Here is a 13,443-nt window from a genome sequence, read left to right on the forward strand (position 1 = left end):
GCATGGAGAGTTATGAAACCTCGTTTCAAGGTTTTGCAGTTACAGCCGGACTACAACGTCAAGACCCACGACTTCGCCGACCTCGGCGAGCAGATCGTCAAGGCCTTGCCGGCTGAACGTTTCGAGGTCACATCCGGGTTCCTCAGCGGCCGCCCGCTGCCCGGCCAGCCCCTGAGCGTGGCTGAGCACTCCCATTATTTCGAGTTGCCGGAAAAGTCCCTCAAGGGCATTCGTTTCGGCGCGATGTGGCAGATCTACAAATATTGCCGCGAGCAGAAATTCGACGTGGTCATCTGTAACCGCTTCAAGTCGGTGAACATGATGCTGTCGCTCAACCGCTGGTTGAAGATCCCCCTGTGCATCGGCATCTCCCACGGTTTTGGCGAGTACGCCCGGGGCTACCGCCGGCGCCAGACGCAGAAGTGGGTCAGCCCGGCGTGGCGATTCGTCGGGGTGTCGGCAGCGGTCAGGGATTACCTGGTGGACCTCAACTGCGGGTTCACCCGCGAAAACACCACCTTTGTCACCAATGCCATCGACATCCCCCAGGCCGAAGCCTTGCAGTTGCCACGGGATGAAGCGCGCAAGGCCCTGGGCCTGCCGCTGGATGCACGGATGATTGGCGCCCTGGGCCGCCTGGTGCCGATCAAGGGCCACACCCATTTGTTGCAAGCGTTCGCCACCCTCAAGGACAAATACCCTGAGGCCCAGGTGGGGATCATCGGCTCCGGCCGCGCCGAAGCAGACCTGCGCGCCGATATCGAGCGCCTGGGCCTGACCGGCCGTGCGCACCTGCTGGGCTTTCGCGAAGATGGCATGAAGTATGTGCGCGGTTTCGACATCTGGACCATGCCGTCGTTGTTCGAAGGCCTGGGCCTGGCGCTGCTGGAAGGCATGAGCGGCCATCTGCCGGTCATCGCCTCCAATGGCCCGGCGATGCTGCCGTTGGTGCAAGGTGCCGGCGGCCTCTCCCATGATCCGGGCAATGTCGAGCAGTTGGCGGCAGCACTGGACACTTACCTGGCGCTGAGCGACGAAGAGCTGCGTGCCAAGGGTGAGCAAGTGTTCCGCTACCTGGAAGAAAACCACACCCTGGACGAGTTCCGGCACAAGTATTTGAACCTGATCGAAACCGGTCTGCGTGAAGTAGGTAAAGCATGAGTCTGCAGCAACCCCTGGTCACTGTGATCATCGCCTCCTACAACCACGGGCCGTACATCGAGCAGAGCATTCTCAGTGTGCTCGGCCAGACCTACCCCAACATCGAGTTGCTGGTGGTAGACGATGGCTCCAGGGATGACAGCGTGGAGCGCATCCAGCGCTTGCAGGCCGAACACGGGTTTGATTTCCAGGTGCAGCAGAACCAGGGCCTGACCAATACCCTGAACGGTGCCATCGCTCGCGCCAAAGGCAGCCTGATCGCGCCATTCGGCTCCGATGACATCATGCTGCCCGAGCGCATCGCCACCCAGGTTGCCTACATGGAAGGCAAGCCGAAGGTGGGTATTTGCGCCGGCAATATCGAGTTGATTGATGGGGACGGCAAGCCATACCCGGAGAAGAAGCAGCGCCGCGACTTGCCGTTTCGCAGCCTGGATTTCGATGACCTGTTCCTCGATCGCAAGCCCTTTCCGCCGGCACCGACGCTGATGATCCGTCGGCAGGCGCTGGAAGAGGTCGGAGGGTTCGACCCGCTGATTCCGCTGGAAGACTTGCTGATCGAATTGAAGATCACCCACGCCGGGTACACCATCGACGTGTTGAACGTGGTGATGGCGCGCTATCGCCAGCACGCGACCAACACCTACAAGAATCACCGCTACATGATCCAGAACATCCTCAAGACCTACGGGTTGTTCGGCGATCATCCAGCCTACGATCAGGTTCGCTACAACTTCCTGAACTCGATGTTCCTCAAGACCGCCGACCGTGACCGCCCACTGGCGCGGGAGATCCTCAAGCAGATTCCGTTGAAGTTCTGGGGTCGCAAGACCTTGCGTGGGTTGGTGCGGCTGTACCTGGCGCCGCAGCGCAGCTCATAGGGCTTCGGCCGGGCCATTGCGTTCACCGCAATGGCCCGGGGCCTGCAACCCCGGCGCTTCAAACCATCACTTGGTCGGGTTCGCTACCTGCGCAACCGGACGATTGAGCCTGGACACCTGGTCACGGATCTTCGCCGTGGCGCTTGGCGATGCTGCCGAAGCGTAGCCAGCGGCGAGTTGTTCAAAGTGGGTTTCGAACAACCAGTTGCGGTCCTGGGGATAACGCTGCATGTGCCGCAGGTTGCGCTGGCGCAGGGCGTTACGCAGCGGCGATGGGTAGATGCGCATGTCTGCCACGTCAATCAGGCCGAACTCGCCATCATCCATCAAAAGTACGTTGCCCAGGTGCAGGGAGCGGAAGTACACGCCGCGCTCGTGGAGCTGGGCCATGAACCGGCCGAAACGTTCGATCAGCGATTCCCGCAGGCTGCTGTCCAGGCTTTGCAGGGCCTGGCGCAGGGTCAGGCCGGGGAGCGGCTGATAACGTACGGCGCTGCTCGCATCCTTTAATTGATAGAGATTGAGGATGACCGGTGATGGAATCCCCAATGCACGCAGTTGCTCGCTGTTGCTGGCAAAGCGCTCTGAATAGGGATTGAAGCTGCCTGAGGTGTACCAGCGACGAGGGCGGAACAGCTTGAGGAAGCTGCCATCCTCCAGGCGCAGGACCTTGGGCCCGAGGCCATCGGCTTCGATCACGTGGGCGTTGGCGCACAGCTGTTCGAAGTCTTGCGATTTCAGGCGTTGAACCGGCATGCGCAGCAGGCTGCGGCGACGCTGGGCGATGCTCAGGCCGGCGATCAGTGCCAGCGGGATCCACAGCAGGAACCAGTGCTCTTTTGGTCGCGAGAGAATGCCGCCGCCTTCGGTCAGGCCGGCACCGATGCCATAGGCCAGCAGGGAGGAGGCCAGGATGAACAATGGCTGCGCACGTTCCTTGAGGCTTTTGTACAGGCCCCAGCCGAGCATGAATATCCACGGGATGAAGCCGATGATGCCGACGTAATAGAGCACGCCGAGGGCAAAGCTGTGGGGTTCGCGCAGTTGATTGCCGTCGGCGAGTGTCAGGTACAACTCTGAGTCGTAGCTGTGGCCGATCCAGGGGTGTTCGGCAATACGCTCAAGCGACATGCTCCAGAGTTCGAAGCGGGACGAGCTGCCACGATTGGTGATCAGTTCGGGATAGAGCAGCAGCAGCGCCGCGGCCCCCAGCGCCATACAGGCGATCAGCAGGGCCGAGCGCCGATTGCGAGTGATGAAACTTAGCCAGAGCACGGCAAGGAGCAGGGCAACCAGCGGCGTTCTCGAGCCGGTGGCCATCACTGCAGCGCCCATGATTGCCAGTGCCGGAACGCTGAACCAGAGTACGTGCGCACGCTTGGTGGTCATGCATACGTACAGCCAATAAATGCAGAAGAAACCGAATACGTGAGAGCTCAACAGCGGATTATCAAGAGCGCCACGCCCGCCGATCATTCGCGAGCCATCCGAGAGGTGGGGAGCAAAAGCCACCAGGCTGCAGGCGCTCGATATCAGCGCAATCAGCGCGGCACAGAAGAAGATCGGCTTGAACAGTTCGCTGCGGTAATGCAGCAACAGTCCTAAGCCGACAAACAACGTGAAGGTATTCGGTGGCCGCTTGAACAGGTCGGAGTCTGTCGTGGCCTCAGGGCTCCAGAGCAGGCTGGTGAGCGCCCAGCCCGAGAAAACCAGGAAGGCAATCGCCAGGGGCTCGCGCAATACCTGCTTGAATTCCGTCGGGCGCAGGCACAGCAGCAACAGTGTCGGCGCTGCGAACAGCAGGTAGTAGAACCTGTGCAGCACGTTTCGATTGGTGACGAAGAACAGCGAACTCAGGAGCAACAACAAGCCGATGGGCAGAATCCACAAACAGAGGAAGTCGAAAACGCGATTTGAGCCATAGGTAAGGCGCTTGGAGTGCATACAGAAAAGCCGTTCCAGAATAAAGAAAGCCGACCATACTAAAGTAGTGGCTATATAATGTCGTCCGTTGGATCCAACGGGGCTGCGGTTGTGCCGCGTGCAAGTACAACAGAGAAGCTGTGCTAAAGTCAGCCTCCTTTTTCAAAACCGCCGCGTGATATGACCGACTCCAGTCCGAGCGCAAGCCCTTCGAGCTTGAAAATATACTTCCGCCTGCTCAGCTACGTTAAGCCCTATGCCGGCTTGTTCGCGCTGAGTATCGTCGGCTTTCTGATTTTCGCTTCGACCCAGCCGATGCTGGGCTACATCCTCAAGTACTTTGTCGATGGCCTGTCCAACCCTGAAGCGGTGTTGTTCCCCACGGTGCCTTTCCTGCGTGACCTGCAACTGCTGCAGGCCGTGCCGTTGCTGATCATCCTGATCGCCGCGTGGCAGGGCCTCGGTTCGTTCCTGGGCAACTACCTGCTGGCCAAGGTTTCCCTGGGCCTGGTCCACGACCTGCGGGTGCAGTTGTTCAACAACCTGCTGACCCTGCCGAACCGCTATTTCGACAATCACAACTCCGGGCACCTGATCTCCCGCATCACCTTCAACGTGACCATGGTCACCGGTGCTGCGACCGATGCCATCAAGGTGGTGATTCGCGAAGGCATGACGGTGATCTTCCTGTTCGCCTCGCTGCTGTTCATGAACTGGCGGCTGACCCTGGTGATGATCGCCATCCTGCCGTTGATTGCCGTGATGGTCAGCACCGCAAGCAAGAAATTCCGCAAGCAGAGCAAGAAGATCCAGGTTGCGATGGGGGACGTCACCCACGTTGCCTCGGAAACCATCCAGGGCTACCGCGTGGTGCGCAGCTTCGGCGGTGAGGTGTATGAGCAGAAGCGCTTCCTCAAGGCCAGCCTGAGCAACACCAACAAGCAACTGCGCATGACCCGCACCGGCGCGATCTATACGCCGGCGCTGCAACTGGTGATCTACAGCGCCATGGCAGTGTTGATGTTCCTGGTCCTGTACCTTCGCGGTGATGCGTCGGCGGGTGACATGGTCGCCTACATCACGTTGGCCGGCCTGTTGCCCAAGCCAATCCGCCAGCTGTCCGAAGTCAGCTCGACCATCCAGAAAGGCGTGGCCGGTGCCGAAAGTATTTTCGAGCAGTTGGACGAAGACGTGGAAATCGATCGCGGCACCATCGAGCGCGACAAGGTCAGCGGCCGCCTGGAAGTGCGCAACCTGAACTTCACCTACCCGGGCACCGAGCGCCATGTGCTCAAGGACATCACTTTTACCGCAGAGCCCGGGCAGATGGTTGCCCTGGTGGGGCGTTCGGGTAGCGGCAAGTCGACACTGGCCAGCCTGATCCCGCGCTTCTACCACCATGAGAGCGGTGAGATCCTGCTCGACGGCGTGGAAATCGAAGACTATCGCCTGCTCAACCTGCGTCGGCACATCGCCCAGGTGACCCAGCACGTGACCCTGTTCAGCGACACCGTGACCAACAACATCGCCTACGGTGACCTGGCCGGCGCACCGCGGGCCGATGTCGAGGCGGCAGCGGCCGATGCCTATGCCAAGGACTTCATCGACCAGTTGCCCAAGGGCTTCGACACCCAGGTCGGCGAAAACGGCGTGCTGCTGTCCGGCGGCCAGCGCCAGCGCCTGGCAATCGCCCGGGCCTTGCTCAAGAATGCGCCATTGCTGATCCTCGACGAGGCCACCTCGGCGCTGGACACCGAATCGGAGCGCCATATCCAGGCCGCCCTGGACAAGGTCATGCAAGGCCGCACGACCCTGGTGATCGCTCACCGCCTGTCGACCATCGAGAAAGCCGACCTGATCCTGGTGATGGACGATGGCCGGATAGTCGAGCGCGGTACCCACGGCGAATTGCTGGCGCAAAACGGTTACTACGCCCGGCTGCATGCCATGGGCCTGGACGCGCCGATCCCGGCCGACATCACCTGATCTGCAGGAGCCGGCTTGTCGGCGATGGCCACCGCGGTTGCACTGAAAAACCGCGGTGGCCGCATCGCCGGCAAGCCGGCTCCTACATTGCACAAGCCTTTGACAACCCTGTGGTAATATCGCGCCCCTGTTCATTTTGTATGTGGGTTGCTCCATGAAGTTGTCCATGCCGCGATTCGATCAAGCCCCTGTCTTGGTGGTCGGCGATGTCATGCTCGACCGTTACTGGCATGGCGGTACCTCACGGATTTCCCCTGAGGCACCGGTACCGGTAGTCAAGGTCGAGCAAATCGAAGACCGTCCAGGTGGCGCTGCCAACGTTGCCCTCAATATTGCCGCCCTCGGCGCCCCGGCGTCCCTCGTGGGTGTGACCGGCGACGACGAGGCTGCCGACAGCCTGGCCAACAGCCTGAAGGGTGCGGGTGTGCGTGCGCTGTTCCAGCGCATTCCCCACCAGCCGACCATCGTCAAGCTGCGGGTCATGAGTCGGCACCAGCAATTGCTGCGTATCGATTTTGAAGAACCCTTCGCCACCGACGCCCTGGTGCTCAGCGCCCAGGTCGACGAGATGCTCGAAGGCATCAAGGTGCTGGTGCTGTCCGACTACGGGAAAGGCGCCTTGAAAAACCATCAGGTACTGATCCAGGCCGCCAAGGCCCGGGGCATTCCGGTGCTGGCAGATCCCAAGGGCAAGGACTTCTCGATTTATCGGGGCGCCAGCCTGATCACGCCGAACCTCAGCGAATTTGAAACCATCGTCGGCGGTTGTGTCGATGAGCACGAGCTGGTGACCAAGGGCGCCCAACTCATGGCCGACCTCGACCTGGGTGCCTTGCTGGTGACCCGTGGCGAACACGGCATGACCTTGCTGCGTCCTGATCACCCGGCCATGCACCTGCCGGCGCGGGCCCGTGAAGTGTTCGACGTGACCGGTGCCGGTGACACCGTGATTTCCACCCTGGCCGCGGCAATTGCGGCGGGCGAGGAACTTCCCCATGCGGTGGCCCTGGCCAACCTGGCAGCAGGTATCGTGGTCGGCAAGCTCGGTACGGCGGCCATCAGTGCACCTGAGCTGCGCCGCGCCATCCAGCGATCCGAAGGCTCGGAGCGCGGTGTGTTGAGCCTTGAGCAACTGTTGCTGGCGATTGACGATGCCCGTGCCCATAACGAGAGCATTGTCTTCACCAACGGTTGCTTCGACATCCTCCACGCCGGTCACGTGACCTACCTGGAGCAGGCGCGGGCCCAGGGCGATCGCTTGATCGTGGCAGTCAACGATGATGCGTCGGTCAGCCGCCTCAAGGGGCCAGGCCGGCCGATCAACAGTGTCGACCGTCGCATGGCGGTGCTGGCAGGTTTGGGTGCGGTGGACTGGGTGATCAGCTTTGCCGAGGCGACCCCGGAAAACCTGCTGGCCCAGGTCAAGCCGGACGTGCTGGTCAAGGGCGGTGATTATTCCGTCGACCAGGTGGTGGGTGCCGATATCGTCAGTGCCTACGGTGGCAAGGTCAAAGTGCTGGGGTTGGTGGAAAACAGCTCGACCACGGCGATTGTCGAGAAGATCCGCAATAACTGATGGTGGGAGCGGGCTCGTGTGGGAGCGGGCTTGCTCGCGAAAGCGGTGGGTCAGCTGGCAGATGCAGTGACTGATACACCGCCTTCGCGAGCAAGCCCGCTCCCACATTTGACTGCCGCGACCTGACGTCCGGTTACCGGTTGGCTTTTTTCTTCGGCACGATCTTGCGCAAGATCTGCCGCGCCTTACCCGTCAAGCGCTTCAATTTCGATTCTTTCTCCGGCGCACTCAGCCCTTGCTGGCGCAGCCAGTCCTTCCAGCGGATCCGCTCATCCCGCACGATCCAGCCTTCCTGCTGGGCAAAGCTTTCAGCCAGATACAACCCTCGCGTACTCGCCGGATACAGCTGATCCTTCTTCAAGGTATACAGCTCCGCACACGGCTGCCCGTCCTTCAGCGGCATCAGGTACAGGTCCGGGCGCTGGCGGTCCAGGCGGGCCACCAATTGGTCGCCCTCCAGGCGCTCGTCCACATGAAACAGGCTCAGGGACTTCGCCTCCTTGGGCACTTCCAGGCGCAAGTCATAAATCAACTGCAACGAAGCCGTGGGCAGGTGCACGTAGGCGCGTGGTCGTTCAATCAATTGCATGGTGGCGCAGCGCACCGGGCGCGCGGCCCCGGACAGCGGTGAGAGGCGGAACGGCAACGCTTCGCGGTAGTGCAGGGCCGACGAGTAGGGCGCCGGCAGCCAGGTGTCATTGAAACGACCGCCCAGCCAGCCTTCCGGGGTTTCCAGCAGGCATTCCTCGGCGATTTCCTGGATGGCGGTGTGCAGTGGCAGGTTCAGTTCGTGGGCCGGCACATAGCCGGAGATCAGCTTGAGCACGACGTCGCCACGGTCTTGTCGGCGCTGGCGCACCAGCACCCAGTAATCGCGGTTCTGCCAGTGCAGCGTCAGGCGCACCGAGACCCCAAGGTTGGCCAGCTCCAGCACGAAACGCTCGGTGTCTTTCACCTCCACCGGCTTGCGCCGTTGCAGGGTCTGGGCGAAGTTGAGCGGCATGCCGACGCTCTGGTAGCTCAAGCCTTCGGGGGTTGCTTCGACGTGCAGCGGCAGTGTCTTGAAGTTGCTGGGGTTCTTTCTTATGAGCGTTCGCGGCATGTCGGCTCCTTCTTGCGTCGGGGTCGGCCGCGTCGGCGGCATCAGAGTTGGCGAATGACCTTGGCAGCGGTCGCCACGTTGTGGGCGAGGTGCAGCGGATTAATGGTCCCGACAATAGCACTGGCAACGCCAGTTTGCGCAAACAACAGCATGAAACTGGCGTGAATTGGATCCACTCCGGATTCCAGGCAGACATGGCCACTGGCTAGTGCCTTTTTCACCAGGATGCCCTTGCCGTGTGCGGCGGCATAATCAATGACGGCTTTCTCGGCCTGTTCGTTCAAATTGTAGGTGACCATGGCGCAATCACCTTGTTCCAGAGCCTTTACACCGCCCTCGACGGTTTTGCCGGAGAAGCCGAAACCACGGATCTTGCCCTCGCGCTTGAGGTCTTCCAGGGTCTGGTAAACCTCGCAATCATTGAGGATATGCAGGTCGTTGCCGTCGGAGTGCACCAGCACCAGGTCGATAAAATCCGTTTCCAGTCGTTTCAGGCTGCGCTCCACCGATAGCCGGGTGTGGGCTGCGCTGAAGTCGTGATGGGATACGCCTTCGGCAAATTCTTCGCCCACCTTGCTGACAATTACCCATTCCTGGCGCTGGCCGCGCAATAGCGGGCCCAGGCGTTCTTCGCTGCGGCCATAGGCGGGCGCAGTGTCGATCAGGTTGATGCCCAATTGCCGGGCCTGGCGTAACAGCATCCGCGCCGCATCGTCATCGGGAATCTGGAAGCCACTGGGGTATTTCACCCCTTGGTCGCGGCCCAGCTTGACGGTGCCCAGGCCCAGCGGCGAGACCAGCAGGCCGGTGCTGCCCAGCGGGCGGTGGAGGTCGTGCAGAGTCGGCAGGGTCATGGCAGCAGTTGCTCCCAGGCGGGTTGGGCGATGGCGGGTTTCGGCAGCTCGGGCAGTTTTTCGGTAGTTCCTGGCTTGATGCCGTCACGTTCCAGTGCGTTGATCACTCGATCGGCGAAATCCGGTGCCAATGCCAGCTTGGTCGGCCAGCCCACCAACAGGCGATCCTGTTCGGCGAGGAACGCGTTGTCCGGGCGGGTCAGGCCTGACTGCAATGGTTCGGCGCGGTCGACGCGCAAGGTGGCCCATTGGGTCTGGCTCATGTCGATCCAGGGCAGCAACTGCCCCAGCTCTTTTTGGGCGGTGGCGATCTGTTGCTCCGGGGTGCGGGCCACACCTTCGGCTTCGGCGATATCGCCGCCCAGGTACCACACCCAATTGCCGTCGGCGGCGGGATGCGTGGTCACGGTGATGCGCGGCTTGGTGCCGCCCCCCAGGCAGTGGGCGTACAGCGGCTTCAGGCCGGGGCCCTTGGCGATGATCATGTGCAGAGGTCGGCGTTGCATGGCGGGCTGGCTCAGGCCCAGGGCGCCGAGCAGGTCAGCGGTGCCGCCGCCGGCGCTGACGACGATACGCTGGGCGCGGATCTCACGGCCATCGACCTTCAGGCCGACCAGTGTGCCTTGTTCCAGCAAGGGTTCGATCTGTTTGCCCGCGAGCAAACCGTCGCCGGCCAATTGCGCCAGGCGTTCGATAAGGCTTGGGACGTCGATCACCAGTTCGGCCAGGCGATAGACCTTGCCCTTGAAGCGGCGATCTTGCAGGGCCGGTGGCAGGTCATCGCCCTTCACTTGATCCACGCGGCCACGCACGGCCTTGCTCGCGAAGAAACTGGTGAGGTTGCCGGCGATGGTGCCCGGCGACCACAAATAGTGGGCTTCGGACAGCAGGCGCACACCGGAGAGATCCAGTTCACCGTTGCCCGCCAGGGCTTCGCGCCAGCGGCGGGGCATGTCGGCGATGGCTTCGGAGGCACCGGTCAGGGCGCCGTGCAGTGCATATTTGGCGCCGCCGTGGATGATCCCCTGGGACTTCACGCTTTGCCCGCCACCGAGGGTGGCGCTTTCCACCAATACCGTGGAAAAGCCCTGGCGGCGCAGGCGCGCATTGAGCCAGAGGCCGGCAACCCCGGCGCCGACAATCAGAACGTCGGTGGAAATAACGGATGGCATGCAGCGACCTCAGTGTTCAAGACAGGCTGCGCAGTATACAGGCTCATGAAGTGAATCTTCGCCCCAACGCTCCCGGATGACAGACGCACCGCAGGAGCTGTCGAGTGGAACGAGGCTGCGAGTTTCGGCCTCAATTGAATCTCACGTGAACGCTCAGTGCCCGGCCGTTTTCGAGAACAACTGAATCACCACCACGCCCAGCACAATCAGGCCCATGCCCAGCATCGCCGGGATATCCAGTTTCTGCCCGTAGATAAACAGCGCGGCGATGCTGACCATCACGATGCCCATCCCGGCCCACACTGCATACGCGACACCCACCGGCACGGTGCGCACCACCAGCGTGAGCATCCAGAAGGCCACGCCGTAGCCGACGATCACCAGCAACAACGGGATTGGCGTGCTGAAACCCTTGATCGCTTTCATGGAAACGGTGGCGATCACTTCCGAGCAGATGGCAATGGCCAGGTAATAGTAGGCGGCGTTCATGGGGTAAATCCTCGGTACAGGGTCGCTTGATAAGGTTGGCATTTTAGAGACTTGTCAGATGCGGTAAAGTCATTACCTATCCGAATTTAAGATGGGTTGAGCCATGAGCGTGCAGTGGAGTCTTGAGCAAATGCGCCTGTTTGTCAGCGTCGCCGAGCAGCGTTCATTTTCGGCGGTGGCGCGGGACCAGCGTCGGGCGCAATCGGCGGTCAGCAATGGGATTGCCCTGTTGGAGGCGGACCTGGGCGTATCCCTGTTTGATCGCAGCAGCGGCCGCCAGCCCCGTTTGACCGAGGCGGGCACGGCACTGCTCGAGGAGGCGCGGGAAGTCTTGCGCCAGTGCGAGCGCCTGAATGGCCGTGCCTTGTCATTGATGCGCGGTGAAGAGGCGCGCCTGCGCCTGGCCCAGGATGAAGCCATGCTCTATCAGCCGGTGCTCGATAGCCTCGAAGCGCTGGCGGGAAAATTTCCCAGCCTGGAAGTGCAGTTGTCCAGCGCCGCCCAAGGCGATGTCGCGCGCAAGCTGGTGGAGCGCAAGGCGGATCTGGGCCTGCTGTTCTATCACGATCAGATTCCCGAAGCGTTGGAGCGCCGCGTGCTGGGCAGTGTGGAGATGGTGACCGTGTGCGGTATCGGGCATCCCATGGCCAAGGAACAGTTCGTGGATTGCCAGCGCCTGGCGCAGTTTCGCCAATTGCTGATGGCGACCCAGACCAGCGTGTATCCCGGCAGCGAGGCCGCCAGCCCGCAAGTGTGGCGGGCTGACAGTTTCTACGTGCTGGCCGAATGGCTGGCGCGCGGCCTGGGTTGGGCCTGGTTGCCGCGGCATGTGGTGCAGTATCCGGCCTATCAGAACCAGATGGTCGAACTGAACAGCGAATGGACCCCGCCGGCGCTGGTGGTGGAGCTGGTCTGGCGCCGCGACGAGCCCCTCGGCCCGGCCGCGCGTTTCCTCGCCGAACGTTTTGCCGAGTGCTTGCAGGCGATCGACTGAAAAAGCCGATAAACTCCGCCGCCATGAATAGAACTCTCTACAGCTGTCTGTTTTACCTGGCGCTGCCGTTGGTAGCTTTACGTCTGTGGCTGCGGGCCCGCAAAGCGCCTGCTTACGCGAAGCGCGTGGGAGAACGCTTCTCCTGGGGCTTGCCGGTGATGCAACCCGGCGGGATCTGGGTGCATGCGGTGTCGGTGGGCGAAAGCATCGCCGCTGCGCCGATGATTCGCGGGCTGCTGGAACGTTATCCACAGCTGCCGATCACCGTCACCTGCATGACGCCCACCGGTTCCGAGCGCATCCAGGCGTTGTTCGCCAACGAGCCGCGCATCCAGCACTGCTACCTGCCGTACGATTTGCCCTGTGCGGCCAAGCGGTTTCTCGATCGTGTGCAGCCGAAACTGGCGGTGATCATGGAGACTGAACTGTGGCCCAACCATATTCACCAGTGCGCCAAACGCGGGATTCCCGTGGCATTGGCCAACGCGCGGCTGTCGGCTCGCTCGGCCAAGGGCTACGGGCGTTTCGCCAGGCTGACCGCGCCGATGCTGGCGGAAATGAGCCTGTTCGCCGTCCAGACCGAAACCGAGGCCGAGCGTTTTCGCAGCCTGGGTGCACGGCCCGAGACTGTCGAAGTCACCGGCTCGATCAAGTTCGACCTGACCATCGACCCGCAACTGCTGGCGCGCGCCGCCGCGTTGCGTGAACAGTGGCACGCCAGTGAACGCCCGGTGTGGATCGCCGCCAGCACCCACGAAGGCGAAGACGAAGTGGTGCTCGCTGCCCATCGCCAGTTGCTTGCCAGTTATCCCAATGCGTTGCTGATTCTGGTGCCGCGCCATCAGGAGCGCTTCAACCCGATGTTCGAGCTGTGCCAGCAACAGGGTTTCGCCACGGTGCGTCGCTCCAGCGGCGAGGCGGTGACGGCGCAAACCGCGGTGTTGCTGGGCGACACCATGGGCGAGTTGCTGTTTCTGTATGCCCTGGCCGACAGCGCTTTTGTCGGCGGTAGCCTGGTTGCCACGGGCGGGCATAACCCGTTGGAGCCGGCGGCCTTGGCCAAGCCGGTGATCTGCGGGCCCCACGTGTTCAACTTCCTGGAAATCAGCGCAATGATGCGCGACGCCGGCGCGTTGCAGGAAGTGGACGATGCCGAGGGTTTGGCGGTGGCGGTGCAGCGTTTGTTCGAGCTGCCGCAGGACGCGCAGAAGATGGGGCAGGCGGGGCTGGCGGTGATGCGCGCCAATCAGGGGGCATTGAAGCGTTTGCTGGACGGATTGGGCAGACTGCTTAACGTCTAACAAC

General features: G+C 61.9%; 11 protein-coding genes. 6 read left to right on the forward strand and 5 right to left on the reverse strand.

The features are described 5' to 3' along the window. Positions 1–12 precede the first annotated feature (12 nt). Together HYE77_RS18780 and HYE77_RS18785 are read left to right on the forward strand one after the other, a co-directional pair. Positions 13–1,161 (forward strand): glycosyltransferase family 4 protein, encoded by a 1,149-nt coding sequence (locus HYE77_RS18780; RefSeq protein WP_008439138.1) that lies wholly within the window; start codon positions 13–15, stop codon positions 1,159–1,161. Beyond that, complete coding sequence (locus tag HYE77_RS18785) at positions 1,158–2,042, forward strand: glycosyltransferase (protein ID WP_177069119.1); 885 nt, start codon at positions 1,158–1,160, stop codon at positions 2,040–2,042. Before HYE77_RS18780 ends, HYE77_RS18785 begins: the two co-directional genes overlap by 4 nt. 66 nt (positions 2,043–2,108) lie before the next feature. Here the strand turns inward: HYE77_RS18785 and HYE77_RS18790 are convergent, their stop codons facing one another. After that, a complete protein-coding gene (locus HYE77_RS18790) occupies positions 2,109–3,986 on the reverse strand; it encodes an O-antigen ligase family protein (protein ID WP_177069120.1) in 1,878 nt (625 codons plus the stop codon). A 159-nt stretch (positions 3,987–4,145) separates the two neighbouring features. Here HYE77_RS18790 and msbA point away from each other — a divergent pair, with 159 nt between their 5' ends. After that, positions 4,146–5,951 carry a lipid A export permease/ATP-binding protein MsbA gene (msbA, locus tag HYE77_RS18795; RefSeq protein ID WP_003209481.1) on the forward strand — a complete coding sequence of 602 codons (1,806 nt, stop codon included), beginning with the start codon at positions 4,146–4,148 and terminating at the stop codon, positions 5,949–5,951. 154 nt (positions 5,952–6,105) lie between these two features. After that, a complete protein-coding gene (hldE, locus tag HYE77_RS18800; protein ID WP_003209486.1) occupies positions 6,106–7,527 on the forward strand; it encodes a bifunctional D-glycero-beta-D-manno-heptose-7-phosphate kinase/D-glycero-beta-D-manno-heptose 1-phosphate adenylyltransferase HldE in 1,422 nt (473 codons plus the stop codon). Positions 7,528–7,660: 133 nt separating this feature from the next. Here hldE and HYE77_RS18805 read toward each other — a convergent pair whose 3' ends face one another. The 4 genes from HYE77_RS18805 to HYE77_RS18820 form a co-directional block, all read right to left on the reverse strand. Further along, positions 7,661–8,629: a hypothetical protein gene (locus HYE77_RS18805; RefSeq protein WP_008439131.1), complete on the reverse strand. Its 969-nt coding sequence runs from the start codon at positions 8,627–8,629 to the stop codon at positions 7,661–7,663. A 41-nt stretch (positions 8,630–8,670) separates the two neighbouring features. After that, a complete protein-coding gene (locus HYE77_RS18810) occupies positions 8,671–9,483 on the reverse strand; it encodes an aldo/keto reductase (protein WP_003209490.1) in 813 nt (270 codons plus the stop codon). After that, positions 9,480–10,655, reverse strand: coding sequence for an FAD-binding oxidoreductase (locus HYE77_RS18815; protein WP_008439128.1), 1,176 nt, complete (start codon positions 10,653–10,655; stop codon positions 9,480–9,482). Before HYE77_RS18815 ends, HYE77_RS18810 begins: the two co-directional genes overlap by 4 nt. A 153-nt stretch (positions 10,656–10,808) precedes the next feature. Continuing rightward, positions 10,809–11,144 (reverse strand): multidrug efflux SMR transporter, encoded by a 336-nt coding sequence (locus HYE77_RS18820; RefSeq protein ID WP_003209492.1) that lies wholly within the window; start codon positions 11,142–11,144, stop codon positions 10,809–10,811. Positions 11,145–11,247: 103 nt separating this feature from the next. On the opposite strand from HYE77_RS18820, the gene HYE77_RS18825 reads away from it, so the two are divergent. Both HYE77_RS18825 and waaA read left to right on the forward strand, forming a co-directional pair. Further along, a complete protein-coding gene (locus HYE77_RS18825; protein ID WP_008439125.1) occupies positions 11,248–12,138 on the forward strand; it encodes a LysR family transcriptional regulator in 891 nt (296 codons plus the stop codon). A gap of 23 nt (positions 12,139–12,161) precedes the next feature. Then, positions 12,162–13,439, forward strand: coding sequence for a lipid IV(A) 3-deoxy-D-manno-octulosonic acid transferase (gene waaA, locus HYE77_RS18830; RefSeq protein WP_177069121.1), 1,278 nt, complete (start codon positions 12,162–12,164; stop codon positions 13,437–13,439). The last annotated feature ends 4 nt before the right edge of the window (positions 13,440–13,443 follow it).

This window comes from Pseudomonas sp. IPO3774 (assembly GCF_013386835.1).
Lineage (GTDB): Bacteria > Pseudomonadota > Gammaproteobacteria > Pseudomonadales > Pseudomonadaceae > Aquipseudomonas.